The organism is Bacteroides sp. 1_1_14, assembly GCF_000162515.1.
In the GTDB taxonomy this organism is placed as follows: domain Bacteria; phylum Bacteroidota; class Bacteroidia; order Bacteroidales; family Bacteroidaceae; genus Bacteroides; species Bacteroides thetaiotaomicron.
In genome coordinates this window covers 590,327-607,368 of sequence record NZ_GG774702.1, presented here as the reverse complement: position 1 = coordinate 607,368, position 17,042 = coordinate 590,327, and the positions used below count along the sequence as shown (strand labels likewise).

The 17,042-nt window shown below is 43.4% G+C and carries 15 protein-coding genes, 2 tRNA genes and 2 pseudogenes; 13 read left to right on the top strand and 6 right to left on the bottom strand.

The window, feature by feature from the left end; translation table 11 throughout:
* Positions 1-64: 64 nt before the first annotated feature.
* Together guaA and mscL are read right to left on the bottom strand one after the other, a co-directional pair.
* A complete protein-coding gene (gene guaA, locus HMPREF9007_RS22040; protein ID WP_008759942.1) occupies positions 65-1,588 on the bottom strand; it encodes a glutamine-hydrolyzing GMP synthase in 1,524 nt (507 codons plus the stop codon).
* Between the two features lie 206 nt (positions 1,589-1,794).
* On the bottom strand, positions 1,795-2,241 hold the full coding sequence (mscL, locus tag HMPREF9007_RS22045) for a large-conductance mechanosensitive channel protein MscL (RefSeq protein ID WP_008759941.1): 447 nt from the start codon (positions 2,239-2,241) through the stop codon (positions 1,795-1,797).
* A 142-nt stretch (positions 2,242-2,383) separates the two neighbouring features.
* Between mscL and gap the strand changes: the two genes are divergently transcribed.
* The 7 genes from gap to HMPREF9007_RS22080 all read left to right on the top strand — a co-directional run bounded on the left by gap (position 2,384) and on the right by HMPREF9007_RS22080 (position 9,647).
* On the top strand, positions 2,384-3,394 hold the full coding sequence (gap, locus tag HMPREF9007_RS22050) for a type I glyceraldehyde-3-phosphate dehydrogenase (protein ID WP_008759940.1): 1,011 nt from the start codon (positions 2,384-2,386) through the stop codon (positions 3,392-3,394).
* A gap of 181 nt (positions 3,395-3,575) precedes the next feature.
* The gene (locus tag HMPREF9007_RS22055; RefSeq protein WP_008759939.1) at positions 3,576-5,645 is read left to right on the top strand and encodes a M3 family metallopeptidase; all 2,070 of its coding nucleotides are present in this window, start codon (positions 3,576-3,578) and stop codon (positions 5,643-5,645) included.
* A gap of 18 nt (positions 5,646-5,663) precedes the next feature.
* Positions 5,664-6,161 carry a DUF4847 family protein gene (locus tag HMPREF9007_RS22060; protein WP_022470407.1) on the top strand — a complete coding sequence of 166 codons (498 nt, stop codon included), beginning with the start codon at positions 5,664-5,666 and terminating at the stop codon, positions 6,159-6,161.
* Between the two features lie 18 nt (positions 6,162-6,179).
* A complete protein-coding gene (locus HMPREF9007_RS22065) occupies positions 6,180-6,629 on the top strand; it encodes a dCMP deaminase family protein (RefSeq protein ID WP_008759937.1) in 450 nt (149 codons plus the stop codon).
* Positions 6,630-6,660: 31 nt separating this feature from the next.
* The gene (locus HMPREF9007_RS22070) at positions 6,661-8,409 is read left to right on the top strand and encodes a S41 family peptidase (protein WP_008759936.1); all 1,749 of its coding nucleotides are present in this window, start codon (positions 6,661-6,663) and stop codon (positions 8,407-8,409) included.
* Entirely contained in the window at positions 8,387-8,911 is a 525-nt protein-coding gene (locus HMPREF9007_RS22075) for a 5-formyltetrahydrofolate cyclo-ligase (protein ID WP_008759935.1), read from the top strand. The genes HMPREF9007_RS22070 and HMPREF9007_RS22075 overlap by 23 nt, the downstream gene beginning before the upstream one ends.
* Positions 8,856-9,647, top strand: a complete 792-nt coding sequence (locus HMPREF9007_RS22080; RefSeq protein WP_008759934.1) for a histidinol-phosphatase — start codon at positions 8,856-8,858, stop codon at positions 9,645-9,647. The genes HMPREF9007_RS22075 and HMPREF9007_RS22080 overlap by 56 nt, the downstream gene beginning before the upstream one ends.
* Here the strand turns inward: HMPREF9007_RS22080 and HMPREF9007_RS0124540 are convergent.
* Positions 9,647-9,922, bottom strand: a pseudogene (locus HMPREF9007_RS0124540) (DUF721 domain-containing protein); the annotation flags it as partial. The gene HMPREF9007_RS22080 and the pseudogene HMPREF9007_RS0124540 sit on opposite strands and share 1 nt — an antisense overlap.
* Positions 9,919-11,028 carry a DNA replication and repair protein RecF gene (gene recF, locus HMPREF9007_RS22085; protein WP_008759932.1) on the bottom strand — a complete coding sequence of 370 codons (1,110 nt, stop codon included), beginning with the start codon at positions 11,026-11,028 and terminating at the stop codon, positions 9,919-9,921. The gene recF and the pseudogene HMPREF9007_RS0124540, both read right to left, overlap by 4 nt.
* A 161-nt stretch (positions 11,029-11,189) precedes the next feature.
* On the opposite strand from recF, the gene HMPREF9007_RS22090 reads away from it, so the two are divergent.
* From HMPREF9007_RS22090 to HMPREF9007_RS22115, 6 genes and pseudogenes are all read left to right on the top strand, one after another.
* On the top strand, positions 11,190-11,873 hold the full coding sequence (locus HMPREF9007_RS22090) for a tetratricopeptide repeat protein (RefSeq protein WP_008759931.1): 684 nt from the start codon (positions 11,190-11,192) through the stop codon (positions 11,871-11,873).
* A gap of 167 nt (positions 11,874-12,040) precedes the next feature.
* A pseudogene (ribH, locus tag HMPREF9007_RS22095) lies at positions 12,041-12,536 on the top strand (6,7-dimethyl-8-ribityllumazine synthase).
* Between the two features lie 50 nt (positions 12,537-12,586).
* Positions 12,587-12,669, top strand: a tRNA-Tyr gene (locus HMPREF9007_RS22100).
* 8 nt (positions 12,670-12,677) lie between these two features.
* A tRNA-Gly gene (locus tag HMPREF9007_RS22105) sits at positions 12,678-12,750 on the top strand.
* 62 nt (positions 12,751-12,812) lie between these two features.
* Positions 12,813-14,072 (top strand): Gfo/Idh/MocA family oxidoreductase, encoded by a 1,260-nt coding sequence (locus tag HMPREF9007_RS22110; protein ID WP_008759930.1) that lies wholly within the window; start codon positions 12,813-12,815, stop codon positions 14,070-14,072.
* A 39-nt stretch (positions 14,073-14,111) separates the two neighbouring features.
* Positions 14,112-15,959, top strand: a complete 1,848-nt coding sequence (locus HMPREF9007_RS22115) for a right-handed parallel beta-helix repeat-containing protein (protein ID WP_008759929.1) — start codon at positions 14,112-14,114, stop codon at positions 15,957-15,959.
* Between the two features lie 64 nt (positions 15,960-16,023).
* Here HMPREF9007_RS22115 and HMPREF9007_RS22120 read toward each other — a convergent pair whose 3' ends face one another.
* Complete coding sequence (locus tag HMPREF9007_RS22120; protein ID WP_008759928.1) at positions 16,024-16,569, bottom strand: RNA polymerase sigma-70 factor; 546 nt, start codon at positions 16,567-16,569, stop codon at positions 16,024-16,026.
* Positions 16,570-16,698: 129 nt separating this feature from the next.
* Positions 16,699-16,932, bottom strand: coding sequence for a hypothetical protein (locus HMPREF9007_RS22125; RefSeq protein ID WP_008759927.1), 234 nt, complete (start codon positions 16,930-16,932; stop codon positions 16,699-16,701).
* Positions 16,933-17,042: the final 110 nt, after the last annotated feature.

The following is a 17,042-nucleotide window of genomic DNA, read 5'->3' as shown; positions in this document are numbered from 1 at the left end:
ATATTACATAAAAAAATTCCAGTAACTTGCGATACTGGAATTTTATATAAATCAAGAAAATCTCTTATTCCCACTCAATAGTTGCAGGTGGCTTAGAACTGATATCATAGGTTACGCGGTTTACACCTTTCACCTTATTAATAATATCATTCGAAATCTTACCCAGGAATTCATATGGCAAATGCGCCCAGTCGGCAGTCATGGCATCAGTAGAAGTCACGGCACGCAATGCTACCGCTCTTTCATAAGTGCGTTCATCTCCCATGACACCTACAGACTGTACCGGCAGCAAGATAACGCCTGCCTGCCATACTTGATCATACAATCCCCAGTCGCGCAATCCCTGAATGTAGATATCATCAGCATCTTGCAGGATACGCACTTTCTCGCGGGTGATGTCTCCAAGAATACGTACAGCCAAACCCGGTCCAGGGAATGGATGACGAGTAATCAAATGTTCCGGCATACCCAACTCACGACCTACACGACGAACTTCATCCTTAAATAACAGACGAAGCGGCTCGCACAACTTCAAGTGCATTTTTTCGGGCAAACCACCTACGTTATGATGACTCTTGATCACTGTACCTGTTATAGACAATGATTCGATGCAGTCTGGATAAATAGTGCCCTGAGCCAGCCATTTCACATCTTTTATTTTATGAGCTTCCACATCGAATACATCGATAAAGCCCTTACCGATAATCTTACGTTTACGCTCCGGTTCCGTCACACCTGCAAGCTCTGCAAAGAACTTTTCACTGGCATCCACGCCAATTACATTCAGTCCGAGGCATTCGTAATCGTTCATCACATTCTTGAACTCATTCTTACGGAGCATACCGTGGTCTACGAAGATACAAGTCAGATTCTTACCGATAGCTCTATTCAGCAAAACAGCAGCAACCGATGAATCGACACCACCGCTCAATCCCAGCACCACTTTATCATCACCTAACTGAGCTTTCAACTCAGCAACCGTACTCTCGATGAAAGAAGCTGGCGACCAGTCTTGCTTGCATCCGCAAACATCAACTACGAAGTTCTTCAATATCTGCGTCCCGTCTTCGCTATGGAATACTTCCGGATGGAACTGAACGCCCCATACCTTCTCACCTTCAACCTGATAAGCAGCGATATCCACTTTATCCGTTGAAGCAATCTTCTTAAAATTATCAGGGATAGCAGTGATTGTATCACCATGACTCATCCATACCTGCGTATTCTCACGAACTCCTTTAAACAGCACATTATCCTTGCAAAAAGAAGTCAGATGCGCACGGCCATATTCACGTGTACCGGCCGGTTCTACTTTTCCATTGTTAGTATACGCCATAAACTGTGCACCATAGCAGATACCCAAAATAGGATATTTACCACGAATCTCACTCAAGTCTACCTTGAAGGCATCTTTATCATAAACCGAAAAAGGACTTCCGGAAAGGATGACTCCTTTAATTGTCGGATCTTCTTTAGGAAACTTGTTATAAGGAACAATTTCGCAATACGTGTCCAGTTCGCGTACGCGACGACCAATCAGCTGTGTTGTCTGCGAACCGAAATCAAGAATTATTATTTTCTCCTGCATATCAATGGTTGGATTTTGAATAAATGATTTGCAAAAGTAGAAAAAAGTAGGCAAAAAGATAGAAGAATAAACAGAAAAATCGAAATTTACGAGAGAAATATATCATCGGACAACATAAAATCCGAAAAGGGAAACGATGTCAGAGAGACTTATATATAATAAATAGGAGACTCAAAACAGAATCTCCTATTTTATTATACAAGTACTTATTTCTTCTCTTTCAGCAAGTCACGAATCTCAGTCAGCAACACCTCTTCTTTAGTAGGAGCAGGTGGCGCAGGAGGAGCAGCCGGGGCTTCCTCTGCCGCCTTCTTCGTAGTCAGTTTAGTGATCAGACGTATAAATAGGAATATAGCAAAAGCTATAATCAGAAAGTCAAAAGTTGCTTGCAGAAATTGTCCGTAATCCAGAGATACGGCAGGAGCAATCTCCTTACCGTCTGCTCCAACTTCAGCCGCTTTCATTACCCATTTCAGATCTGTAAAGTTCACACCACCAACCAATAAGCCTATTGGGGGCATAATAACATTCGCCACCAGTGACGATACGATCTTCCCAAACGCGCCGCCGATAACTACACCGACAGCCATGTCAATGACGTTCCCTTTCATAGCAAACGCCTTAAAGTCTTGTAAAAATGTGCTCTTTCCCATCTTTTTTCAATATTTAATGTGAATTTAATATGCGAATATAAAAACATTTTTGTAATTTTGCACCGCATTTGAAAATAAAACAAATGCGCGAGCTGAGAGATATTTGAACAAATATTATAAAACCCTTAAAAGTTTAAACAAAATGATTAAAGTAGGTATTAATGGATTCGGACGTATCGGACGTTTCGTTTTCCGCGCTGCAATGAAAAGAAACGATATTCAAATCGTAGGTATCAACGACCTTTGTCCGGTAGACTACTTGGCTTACATGCTGAAGTATGACACAATGCACGGTCAATTCGACGGTACTATCGAAGCAGATGTTGAAAACAGCAAATTGATCGTTAACGGTCAGGCTATCCGCATCACTGCAGAAAGAAATCCGGCTGACTTGAAATGGGATGCTGTAGGTGCTGAATACGTTGTTGAATCTACAGGTTTGTTCTTGAGCAAAGACAAAGCTCAGGCTCATATCGAAGCTGGTGCAAAATATGTTGTAATGTCAGCTCCTTCTAAAGATGACACTCCGATGTTCGTTTGCGGTGTAAACGAAAAAACATACGTGAAAGGTACTCAGTTCGTTTCTAACGCTTCTTGTACTACTAACTGTCTGGCTCCTATCGCTAAAGTATTGAACGACAAGTTCGGTATCCTTGACGGTTTGATGACTACAGTTCACTCTACAACTGCTACTCAGAAAACAGTTGACGGTCCTTCTATGAAAGACTGGAGAGGTGGTCGTGCTGCTTCTGGCAACATCATCCCTTCTTCTACTGGTGCTGCTAAAGCTGTAGGTAAAGTAATCCCGGCTTTGAACGGTAAACTGACTGGTATGTCTATGCGCGTTCCGACTTTGGACGTTTCTGTAGTTGACTTGACTGTTAACTTGGCTAAACCGGCTACTTACGCTGAAATCTGCGCTGCAATGAAAGAAGCTTCTGAAGGCGAATTGAAGGGTATTCTAGGTTACACTGAAGATGCAGTAGTTTCTTCTGACTTCTTGGGTGACACTCGTACTTCTATCTTCGATGCTAAAGCTGGTATCGCTTTGACTGACACTTTCGTAAAAGTTGTATCTTGGTATGACAACGAAATCGGTTACTCTAACAAAGTTCTTGACTTGATCGCTCACATGGCATCAGTTAACGCTTAATTAGAAATCTAAACATATAGGAAACCGCTGCGGGAAACCGTAGCGGTTTTTTTGTCTTCATTTTATATATTGTTAAAAAGCAAGGTATTATCCGTGGTATAACCTACAATTTTAGTAGTTTTGTACTTCTATGAAGAGAATTATGAAGAGATTATTAATAACATTGATACTAGTTTACACCATGAACAATATACTGAACGCTCAGAATCCTTTCTTCGGTCAGTATCAGACACCGCATGGGACTGTGCCCTTTGACCGGATCAAGACAGAGCATTATGAGCCTGCCATCCTCGAAGGAATCAAACAACAGAATGCGGAACTTGATGCGATCATACAAAACCCGGAGAAGGCGACATTTACAAATACAATAGAAGCCTACGAACAATCCGGAAGGCTGCTGGACAAAGTGACTGCCGTATTCGGCAATATGCTTAGTGCTGAAACCAATGACGACTTACAGGCATTGGCTCAGAAAATCATGCCACTACTCAGCGAACACAGCAACAACATCACACTGAATGAGAAGTTGTTTGCCCGCGTGAAAGAAGTGTACGGACAAAAACAATCTCTGCAACTGACTCAGGAACAGAATCGCCTGCTAGACGATATATACGACAGTTTTGTACGCCACGGTGCCAACCTCGAAGGAGAAGCCCGTAAACAATACCGACAACTGACCAACGAACTGAGCAAACTGACACTCGACTTCAGCGAAAACAACTTGAAGGAGACAAACAGGTATCAAATGCTTCTGACAGACAAAGCCAGCATTGCCGGACTGCCGGAAATCATCGTAGAAGCTGCTGCCGAAACAGCCAGAAGTGAGGATAAAGAAGGATGGGCTTTCACCCTGCACGCTCCAAGTTATGTGCCTTTCATGACTTATGCCGACAACCGCGAGTTGCGCCATAAGCTCTACATCGCATATAATACAAAGTGTACGCACGATAACGAATTCAACAATATCGAAATCGTAAAGAAGCTGGTTAATACACGCATGAAAATAGCCCAGCTACTAGGATATAAAGATTATGCGGAATATACCCTCAAAAAACGAATGGCTGAAAACAGCGATGCCGTATATAAGCTGCTCAACCAACTATTGGAAGCCTACACTCCCACCGCACAGAAAGAATATCTCGAAGTACAGGAACTGGCACGTGAGGAACAAGGTGATGACTTCATTGTCATGCCCTGGGACTGGAGCTACTATTCCAATAAGCTGAAAAACAAGAAATTCAATATCAATGAAGAAATGCTCCGTCCTTACTTCGAACTGGAACAAGTAAAAAAAGGAGTATTCGGACTGGCAGAAAGACTCTACGGAATCACTTTCCGGAAAAATACGGAAATCCCGGTTTATCACAAAGATGTTGAAGCCTACGAGGTATTCGACAAAGACGGTAAGTTCCTGTCCGTACTGTACACTGACTTCCATCCCCGTCCCGGAAAACGCGCCGGAGCCTGGATGACCAGCTACAAGGAACAATGGATAGATCCCGTAACCGGTGAAGACAGCCGACCGCATATATCTGTAGTGATGAACTTCACCAAGCCAACCGAAAGCAAACCTGCTTTGCTGACTTTCAACGAAGTGGAGACATTCCTGCATGAGTTCGGGCACAGCCTGCATGGCATGTTTGCCAACTCAACCTATCAGAGCCTAAGCGGAACAAACGTATATTGGGACTTTGTGGAACTTCCTTCACAGATCATGGAAAACTTTGCCATCGAGAAAGAATTTCTTAATACCTTTGCCCGTCATTATGAAACCGGAGAAGTGCTTCCGGACGAACTGATACAGAGACTCGTGGATGCTTCGAATTTCAATGCAGCCTATGCCTGCCTGAGACAAGTGAGCTTCGGGCTGCTCGATATGGCATGGTACACCCGCAACACTCCTTTCGAGGGCGATGTAAAAGCCTATGAACAGGAAGCCTGGAAAGACGCACAAGTATTGCCGATAGTCAAAGAAGCCTGCATGAGTACACAATTCTCCCATATCTTTGCCGGAGGATATTCCGCAGGATATTACAGTTATAAATGGGCAGAAGTGCTGGATGCGGATGCATTCTCACTGTTCAAACAGCAAGGAATCTTCAACCGTGAAGTAGCAGATTCGTTCCGCAACAATATCCTGTCGAAAGGAGGTACAGAACACCCGATGTTGCTCTACAAGCGCTTCCGCGGGCAGGAGCCTACCATTGACGCATTGCTGATCCGAAACGGCATAAAGAAACAATACAATTAAAAAAGGAGAGAATTGGACATGAAGAAGAGATTGATACTTAAAGTATTAGGATTGCTGTTATTGCTTCCGATGTTTTCCGGATGTAATGATACGGATGATGTAGCCGGCATCTTCACCGGCAAGACATGGAAACTGACTTATATCACCAAAGCCAACGGTCATGGATGGTATAAATTTGCGGATGTGGATGATAGTAACATCATGGAATATGCAGATGGAAAGAAAACTTTCATGCTGGTTTTTTCCGGTACTGTAGAGGATGATATAATACAAGGCACATTTACGGGCAGCGGCGCAATCAACGCCAACGGAACCTGGAGTGCGAACGGCAAAAACCAGGAATTCGGGATGAAAGTGGAAAAGGGAACTCCCATCGACAGCAAAGACCGCATCGCCGAAAAGATACTGGAAGGCATGAAAAAAGCAAATTCTTACAAAGGATCGGACAGCCGGAACCTATATCTTTATTACCAGACTGATAAAGAGAACCTCTGTCTCGTATTCGCTCCAAACTAAGACTAGAATTGAAACAAGATGGACACGGAAAAGAAACAATTGGAACTGGACAAACGTTACATACGTATGGCAAGCATCTGGGCGGAAAACTCTTATTGCCAGCGCCGTAAGGTAGGAGCGTTGATCGTCAAAGACAAAATGATTATCTCCGACGGATACAATGGTACTCCTTCGGGCTTCGAAAACGTATGCGAGGACGAGAATAACCTGACAAAACCTTATGTTCTCCATGCGGAAGCAAACGCTATCACCAAGATAGCACGCTCGAACAACAGCAGCGACGGTGCCACGATGTACGTCACCGCCTCACCTTGTATCGAATGTGCAAAGTTAATCATACAGGCAGGAATCAAACGGGTAGTCTACTCCGAACATTACCGCCTCGAAGATGGAATAGAACTATTAAAACGGGCAGGAATTGAAGTTATCTATACAGAAATGAACGAAGATTCTTCTCCAAACAAATAATAAGACGAACGTTTTAAAAAAAGGAATAGACATGAGTACAAGAAACTCTTCACGTTTTACGCCTATCATCATAGCTATCAGCGTGGTGGCCGGTATTCTTATCGGTACATTTTATGCCAAGCACTTCGCCGGCAACCGTCTGGGTATCATCAACGGTTCTTCCAACAAGCTGAATGCGTTGTTGAGAATCGTAGACGATCAATATGTAGACACCGTAAACATGACCGACCTCGTGGAGAAGGCTATGCCGCAGATCCTGGCAGAACTGGACCCGCACTCCACTTACATCCCTGCACAGAATCTCGAAGAAGTCAATTCGGAACTGGAAGGCAGTTTCAGCGGAATCGGTATCCAGTTTACAATACAGAATGATACGATTCATGTGAATGCCGTTATACAGGGAGGCCCATCTGAAAAAGTGGGACTCATGGCGGGAGACCGTATCGTTAATGTAGACGACAGTTTATTTGTAGGCAAGAAGCTGAACAACGAACTAGCCATGCGCACACTGAAAGGTCCTAAGGGATCGCAGGTGAAACTGGGTGTCAAACGCGTAGGAGAACCGAAATTGCTGGACTTCACCATCACCCGCGGAGACATTCCTCAAAATACAGTAGACGCTGCCTATATGCTGAACGATGATATCGGTTATGTAAAAGTCAGCAAATTCGGACGGACAAGCCACGTAGAATTGCTTAACGCCTTGGCTCAGCTCAATCATAAGAAATGTAAAGGACTGATTATTGACCTTCGCGGCAATACAGGAGGATACATGGAAGCTGCTATCCGCATGGTAAATGAATTCCTGCCCGAAGGTAAACTGATTGTATATACACAAGGACGTAAATATCCCCGTGCGGAAGAATTTGCCAATGGTACGGGCAGTTGCCAGAAAATGCCACTCGTTGTATTGATCGACGAAGGTTCTGCTTCTGCCAGCGAAATCTTTACCGGAGCAATTCAGGACAATGACCGCGGTACAGTGGTAGGACGCCGCTCCTTCGGAAAAGGACTGGTACAACAACCGATTGACTTCAGCGACGGCTCTGCTATCCGCCTGACTATCGCCCGCTATTATACTCCTTCAGGGCGTTGCATCCAACGTCCTTACGAAAGTGGTAAAGACAGGAACTACGAACTGGATTTGTACAACCGCTACGAACACGGTGAGTTCTTCTCACGCGACAGCATCAAGCAGAACGAGAACGAACGCTATCTCACCAGCTTGGGACGTACAGTGTATGGCGGTGGCGGTATCATGCCGGACGTATTCGTGCCACAGGATACTACCGGAGTCACTTCTTATCTATCATCGGTAATCAACCGCGGACTGACTCTACAGTTTACTTTCCAGTACACGGACAATAACCGGAAGAAACTGAGCCAGTATGAAACGGAAGAAGACCTGCTGAATTATCTTCGTCACCAAGGTTTGGTAGAGCAGTTCATCCGCTTTGCCGACTCGAAAGGTGTAAAGAGAAGGAATATTCTGATCCAGAAATCGTATAAACGACTGGAAGCGAATATATACGGCAACATTATCTATAATATGCTGGGACTGGAAGCTTATCTGAAATACTTCAATAAATCGGATGCTACAGTTCAACAAGGCATAGAACTGCTCGAAAAGGGAGAAGCTTTCCCAAAAGCACCCGCCGAGACAGAAGAGGAAGTGACGAAAGACAATAAAGATGGAAAGAAAAAAAGAACTGCGCAAGCTTATGGCATCACTGAAGACCCGACACGCATCTTCGACTTTGCAGAAGCTACAATCAGCTAAAATACTTGCCGCCCTCGAAGCCCACCCGGCTTTCAGGGCGGCAACTACTGTATTGCTCTACCATTCGCTCAAAGATGAAGTAGACACGCATGCGTTTATCCGGAAATGGAGCAATGAGAAGCGGATATTGCTTCCGGTAGTTATCGGCGATGAATTGGAATTACGCCTCTATACCGGTCCCGAGGATATGGCAACCGGCACTTACGGTATTGAAGAGCCTGTTGGAGAAACATTCACAGACTATGCAGACATAGACTTTATTGCCGTTCCCGGTGTAGCTTTCGACCGGAAAGGAAACCGACTGGGAAGAGGAAAAGGCTATTATGACCGTTTGCTGCCACGCATCCCCGCAGCTTATAAAGCAGGCATCTGCTTCCCATTTCAAATAGTAGAAGAAGTTCCGGCAGAAGCATTCGACATCTGCATGGACATAATTATAACAAGTAATGAGGACGAATTATCACACCCACACCACCCGCTGCCTTCATGCGACAGGGAGTGACGAAGAATTTGTTTTAAGTGCCATCAAAGGCGGCTATCAGGAACTTGGTTTCTCTGACCACACTCCATGGAAATACCATACCGATTATGTATCCGACATCCGGATGATTCCCGAAGAACTGCCGGAGTATGTAGAAAGCCTCCGCTCGCTACAAAAGAAATATAAAGATCAGATCAGCATTAAAATCGGCTTGGAATGTGAATATTTTCCGGAGTATATTCCCTGGCTGAAAGGAGTTATCAAGGAGTATCAGCTGGATTACATCATCTTCGGCAACCACCATTTCCATACAGATGAGAAGTTTCCTTATTTCGGGCGACATACCCATACGTTAGATATGCTTGAACTTTATGAAGAGAGTGCGATTGAAGGTATGGAAAGCGGTTTGTTTGCCTATCTGGCACATCCCGACCTGTTCATGCGTTCATATCCTGAATTTGACCGTCATTGTAAACTTGTCAGCAGACATATCTGCCGAACGGCCGCCCGCCTGAACCTGCCCCTGGAATATAATATAGGCTACGAAGATTACAACGACGAACATGGAATAACAACCATTCCCCACCCTGATTTTTGGGAAATAGCAGCGCACGAAGGCTGCACTGCCATTATCGGAGTGGATGCCCACAACAACCAATATCTGGAAACTCCGTTCTACTATGACCGGGCAAATGAGACGCTCCAAAAGCTGGGGATGAAAGTGACAGACAGAATTCCTTTCCTCAACGAAAAATAAATGTTTGTGATAACCGTAGCCCCTACTCTCTGATTCAGAGTACGCACCAGAAGTTCCCGTCCCATCATCAGTTCCTGACGAAGGGCGGCGGAAGTGAGATGTACATACAGCGTCTGGTTACGGATATAGAGATTACTGGTATAGCTTGCCGCCGGTCCCAACACCTGCGGCCAGGCATCCAGCAACCGCTGCTCATTGAGAGGAGACTCCAGACTCTCCTGACGCAGGTATTGCTGAATCAGTTTTCCTATCTGCTCGGCATCGTTACGTTTCATTGTTCAGCTCCCATTTCATTAATTACACCCTGATCTACGCGGAATACTTTATAATCGCTGCCTACCTTCTGCAGAATACGATCCAGATGTTCACGGTTGGTATCCGTAATAAATATCTGTCCGAAGTTATCACCAGCCACCAGCTTGACAATCTGCTCTACCCGCGAAGCATCCAGTTTATCAAAAATATCATCCAACAGCAATAAAGGGACGGTCTGCCCCGTACGTTTCAAGAAGTCGAACTGTGCCAGCTTCAACGCTACCAGATACGTTTTATTCTGTCCCTGCGAACCTTCCTTCTTGATCGGAAAGTCACCCAACAGCATATTCAGTTCATCTTTATGAATTCCCCGCAAAGAGAATCCCATAATCTTATCCCGTTCCCGGCTTTGCTTCAGAACTTCCAGTAAAGAAGCATCCCGTGCATGCGAATCATAAGACAGACCCACCTGTTCTTTATCCTGGGAAATAAAAGAATAAAACGACTGGAAAATAGGAATAAACTCTTCGATAAACGCCTCCCGCTTGCGAAAAACAATTTCACCCGCTTGCGCCATCATCTCCTCCCAAACCAGGAACAATTCCTCTTCTACCGGAAATTCACTTTTTAATAAGGTATTACGCTGTGCCAATGCCTTATTATAGCGTATCAATGCTTCCAGATATTCCTTATCATACTGAGAGATCACGACGTCCATAAAGCGGCGCCGTTCGTCACTTCCTCCGGCTATCAACTCCGAATCGGCAGGCGAAACCATCACTAACGGCAGAAAGCCGATATGATCGGAAAAGCGGCTATACTCCTTTTTATTCCGTTTGAATTGCTTTTTCGAACGACGCTTCATTCCGCAGTAAATCTCCTCTGGTGTGCCATCTTCCGCCTCATAAAAGCCCTGAATAACAAAGAAATCCTGTTCGTGCCGAATGTTCTGCGAATCAATCGGATTACCCGAACTCTTGCAGAAAGATAAAAAGTACACTGCATCCAGCAGATTCGTCTTTCCCATCCCGTTCTGTCCGAAGAAACAATTCAGTTTGGCGGAGAATCCGATCTCTACCTGTTCCAGATTCTTATAGTTTAATATGGATATCCGTTTCAGTATCATTGTATACGCGTTAATTTGTTCACAAAAGTAGCAAGTTTTTCGAGGTTTTCGAGCGTAAAACAAAAAAAGATGCCTCTAAATTTCGTTTGTAGATATAAAAAAACTACTTTTGCGAGTCGAATTATCAAACGATGAATAATAACAAAAAGAATCATATAAAAATGGCAGAACAAAAGAATCAGAACGAACATCTGAACGTAGAAGATGCACTGACACAATCGGAAGCATTTCTTGTTAAGTACAAAAACGCAATCATCGGCGGTGTTGTAGCCGTGATTATCATCGTAGCAGGTTTTATCATGTACAAGAACCTCTATGCTGAGCCACGTGAAGAAAAGGCACAGGCTGCTCTTTTCAAAGGACAGGAATACTTTGAACAAGATGCTTATGAACAAGCACTGAACGGTGATAGTATTGGTTATGTAGGTTTCCTCAAAGTTGCCGACGAATATAGCGGAACAAAAGCCGCTAATCTGGCAAAAGCATATGCAGGAATCTGCTACGCACAACTGGGTAAATATGACGAAGCAGTAAAGATGCTCGACGGCTTCAACGGAGGCGACCAGATGGTAGCTCCCGCTATCCTCGGTGCAACAGGAAACTGCTACGCACAACTGGGTCAGCTGGACAAAGCCGCTTCTACCCTGCTCTCTGCAGCAGACAAAGCTGACAATAACTCATTAAGCCCTATCTTCCTGATGCAAGCCGGTGAAATCCTGGTGAAACAAGGAAAGTATGATGATGCCGTTAATGCCTACACTAAGATCAAGGACAAATACTTCCAGTCTTACCAGGCTATGGACATCGACAAGTACATCGAACAGGCTAAATTGATGAAGAAATAATATACCTTATTATATATAATAGAAGGTTAGGCACGGATTACACGGATTTCACGGTTTTTAGTACGCACAATATGTACTAATGCAATTATGCGAAGCTACCGTGAAATCCGTGTAATCCGTGCCTTTTTAAAATCATGTATTTATAACCCACTTTAATTACTACAATTATGGCAACAGCATACCATAACTTATCCGAATACGATTTCAACTCTGTACCAAACGCTGAAAACATGAAATTCGGCATCGTCGTATCCGAATGGAATTTCAATATTACCGGAGCCTTACTGAACGGCGCAGTCAATACATTAAAAAAAACATGGAGTGAAAGACGAAAATATTCTGGTGAAAACTGTACCGGGAAGTTTCGAACTAACTTTCGGCGCCAATCAAATGATGGAAAATTGCGATGTGGATGCAATTATTGCAATTGGTTGCGTAATTAAAGGAGATACTCCACATTTTGATTATGTTTGTATGGGAGCAACTCAAGGAATTACCGAATTAAACGCAACTGGCGACATACCAGTCATTTACGGATTAATTACCACCAATACAATGGAGCAAGCAGAGGATCGTGCCGGTGGCAAACTGGGTAACAAAGGAGATGAATGTGCAATTTCTGCAATAAAAATGATCGATTTTGTTTGGAGTTTAAATAAATAGTTGTATCTTTGCACCGCAATTGAGAAACAAACCTCCTCAAAAGCACAAAAGGGCAAATACCAGAGTGGCCAAATGGGGCAGACTGTAAATCTGCTGGCTTACGCCTTCGGTGGTTCGAATCCATCTTTGCCCACAAAAATTGCGGAAGTAGCTCAGTTGATAGAGCATTAGCCTTCCAAGCTGAGGGTCGCGGGTTTGAGCCCCGTCTTCCGCTCTTCAAAGAGAATCTGAGAAATTAGATTCTCTTTTTTTGTATAACTTTAAACCTCTAAGAACATGGAAGATTCTCCAACGCAATCACACGTACTGCAATTGGCACACCCCCCTATCCCAATTGTCCGCATCGGAATCATAGGATTGGGGAATCGAGGGCTACTCACCCTGCAACGTTATCTGCAAATAGAAGGAACCGAAATCAAAGCTCTCAGCGAAATCAGGGAAGGTAACTTGAACAAAGCCCAACTCATACTCAAAGAAGCAAAGCACCCCGAAGCCACGGGATATACCGGACCAGGCGGCTGGCGAAAGATGTGTGAATGCAACGATCTGGATTTAATTTTTATCTGTACAGACTGGCTCACTCACACCCAAATGGCAACCTATGCAATGGAATGCGGCAAACATGTAGCTATCGAAGTTCCTGCCGCCATGAATATAGCCGAATGCTGGCAACTGGTCGATACAGCAGAAAAGACAAGACGCCACTGTATCATGCTGGAAAATTGCTGTTATGACCCTTTTGCCCTGACTACTCTCGAAATGGCACGTCAAGGTGTACTCGGAGAAATAATGCATGTAGAAGGAGCGTATATTCACGATCTCCGTTCCATGTATTTTGCCGAAGAGAGCGAAGGTGGTTACCACAATCACTGGGGAAAAAGATACAGTATCGAACATACAGGCAATCCCTACCCCACCCACGGACTGGGACCTGCATGTCAGATTCTCGACATCCACCGCAATGACAGAATGGAATATCTCGTATCCATGTCCACCCATCAGGCCGGCATGAGCGAGTATGCGCGGAAAAGATTCGGAGAGAACTCACCGGAAGCCCGTCAGAAGTATAAGCTGGGAGATGTCAACACCACGCTTATCCATACCGCCAAAGGAAAAACGATCATGCTTCAGTATAATGTTTCTACTCCCCGCCCTTACAGTCGCCTGCAAACAGTATGCGGTACACTCGGCTTTGCACAAAAATATCCGGTATCATGCATTGCCCTGGATTCTCATGGAGATACTCCGCTTGAAGGCGAAGCACTGGAGACAGTATTAACTCGCTATAAACACCCTTTTAGCGCCACCATCGGCGAGGAAGCACATCGTAAAGGATTACCGAACGAAATGAACTATGTAATGGATTATCGGTTAATATATTGCCTGCGCAACGGACTGCCCCTTGACATGGACGTTTATGATGCAGCCGAATGGTCGTGTATCACCGAATTAAGCGAGAAGTCAGTATTGAACGGAAGTATTCCTGTAGAAATACCGGATTTCACCAGAGGTGTCTGGAAAAAACACAAACATTAGATTTTACCTATTTACCCCAATTAAACTATAAAAAAACACATGAGAACATTCCTATCATTAAAGACATGCTTACTATCTGCACTTTTACTTTGCGTAAACAGCATTGCAGCAAGCAAGATTATTTCCGTATCTGATTTCGGTTTGAAACCCGACAGCCGTATCAACGCAGTGCCATTTATACAAAAGGCAATCGATGCTTGCAAGCAACATCCCGGTTCCACGCTTGTTTTCCCAAAAGGAAGATATGACTTCTGGACACAACATGCTATCGAAAAAGATTATTACGAAACGAACACCTACGATGTTAATCCCAAAATTCTCGCCGTGCTATTGGAGCAGATCAATGATCTGACGATTGACGGTAATGGTTCTGAGTTTATTATGCATGGACGGATGCAACCATTCACTTTGGATCATTGCCGGAACATTACTTTAAAGAATTTCTCCGTCGATTGGGAAATCCCATTAACTGCGCAAGGTATTGTCACTCAATCTACCTCCGAATACCTTGAGATCGAAATCGACTCCCACCAATATCCTTATATCATAGAAAACAAACGACTGACTTTTGTCGGCGAAGGATGGAAAAGCAGTCTTTGGGCGATCATGCAGTTTGATCCCGACACCCATCTCGTCCTGCCAAATACAGGTGATAACTTAGGCTGGCGCTCATACGATGCAACAGAAATAAACCCCGGATTAATACGCTTATCCGATCCTAAAAAGGAGGCTGATAAATTCTTCCCTGCGCCAGGTACGGTCCTTGTGTTACGACACAGCACCAGAGATCACGCCGGTATCTTCATTTACCACAGTATGGATACAAAGCTAGAGAACGTAAAGCTATTCCATACCTGCGGACTGGGAATTCTGTCACAATATAGCAAGAATATCTCTTTCAATGATGTACATATCATCCCTAACACTTCCAAGAAACGTGTGCTGAGCGGACATGACGACGGTTTCCACTTCATGGGATGCAGCGGATTACTCAAAATTGAGAACTGTAGTTGGGCAGGATTGATGGATGACCCTATTAACATCCATGGAACATGTTCCCGTATTATGGAAGTTCTTTCTCCTACCCGTATCAAATGCAAGTTCATGCAAGACATGAGTGAAGGGATGGAATGGGGACGCCCAGACGAAACAATCGGATTTATAGAGCATAAAACCATGCGTACCGTAGCTACCGGTAAAATGAATAAATTTGAAGCACTGAATAAAGCTGAATTTATCATCGAATTATCAGTACCACTTCCAGCCGGAGTGGAAGCCGGATATGTAATAGAGAATCTGACCTGCACACCTGATGCAGAAATACGCAACTGCCATTTCGGAAGTTGCCGGGCACGTGGTCTGCTTGTATCTACTCCCGGCAAGGTTATTATCGAGAACAATGTATTCGAATCCAGCGGCTCTGCCATTCTGATTGCCGGAGACGCAAACGCATGGTATGAATCAGGAGCTGTCAAAGATGTGCTGATACGCAACAATGATTTCCGTTACCCTTGCAATTCTTCAATTTATCAATTCTGTGAAGCTGTGATTAGCATTGACCCGGAAATACCGACACCGGAACAGAAGTACCCCTATCATCGCAATATCCGCATTATGGATAATACCTTCCACCTATTTGATTATCCGATACTCTTCGCACGTTCGGTAAACGGGCTCACCTTCTCCTCCAATACACTCATACGTGATACGACTTACCAGCCTTATCACTATCGCAAAGAAGGTATTACGCTGGAAGCATGTAAATCTGTAGTTATTTCAAACAATAAGATTGAAGGGAATGTATTAGGACGTACTGTTACAATTGAAAAGATGAAACCTTCGGATGTCAAGATTAGCAAGAATCCTTTCTTTAAACTGAAAAAATAAGAAACACCATATAGGCAATTAAACGTATTCAGACTCAAGCATGGGTATGAATACGTTTGAGCCTTTATCCCACAAATACGACAAATAAAGGAAGGTTCTCTTTGATGAACTTCAATGCTAATGTTATCTGCCGTTCTATTGCTTTTTCACTGACTGCACAACGTTCCGCGATTTCCCGATTAGATAGATGCTCTTCGCGGCTCATTCTAAAGATCTGCTGTCGTCTGGCCGGAAGTTGCGAAATCAATTTATCAATATAGTTCTTCAAATCAGCAGCATCCAATTCCTCTTCTATATCATAAGAATTTTCAAGTCCTTTCAGAACTGTCATTTTAAAATTCAGCTCGTTAAAATGTCTACGCGAATAATTGAATATAATATTACGGGTAATCATAAAAAGCAACCCATCAAAATTCTTGGTAATATCAAGAAACTCTTTGGACTCCCAAACTTTCACAAAAACATCCTGAACTACTTCTGAAATCACGGAAGATGAAGTGATATAAAGTCGTGCAAAGTTATAAACCTTCAGCCAATAAAGGTCATACAGCAAAGAAAATGCAGCCGCATCTCCCGCTTTTACCTTTTCCAGAATTATTGTCTCCTCCATCTCTTTTCAATTGTGTTACAAAAATAAAGAAATAACTATTAACCGCAACATTTTTTTTGATTTTTATTTATAATAAAGTTACCTTTTTTCCTTTAATAATGTCTTCAAAATCTATTCTAATTATTAATTTCAACTAAGTTCTGTTAGAACTTTGTTTCTTTTCCTATCTACACATCTTGCTTTTACTTTTTCCCAGATCTGTTCTTTTATTTTAAAATCTATAGCTTTATTTTCTGATTCATTCCATTGTATTTTAAGTTCTCTATCCACTGATTCCAGGTCAGCATAGCTCCTTCGCTGCTTTTTAGTCAGCTGTCCTGCCAGCAAACCTTTAATCAAACTCATCTTTGTATCTTTATCCATCCTATCTTACTTTGTTATTATTCTATTTATTATTACTCGTATATTATAAATACACTTGAGTTAAGTCTATCCCCACATCCCTTCGATAAAAAAAATAGCAAAATTATTAT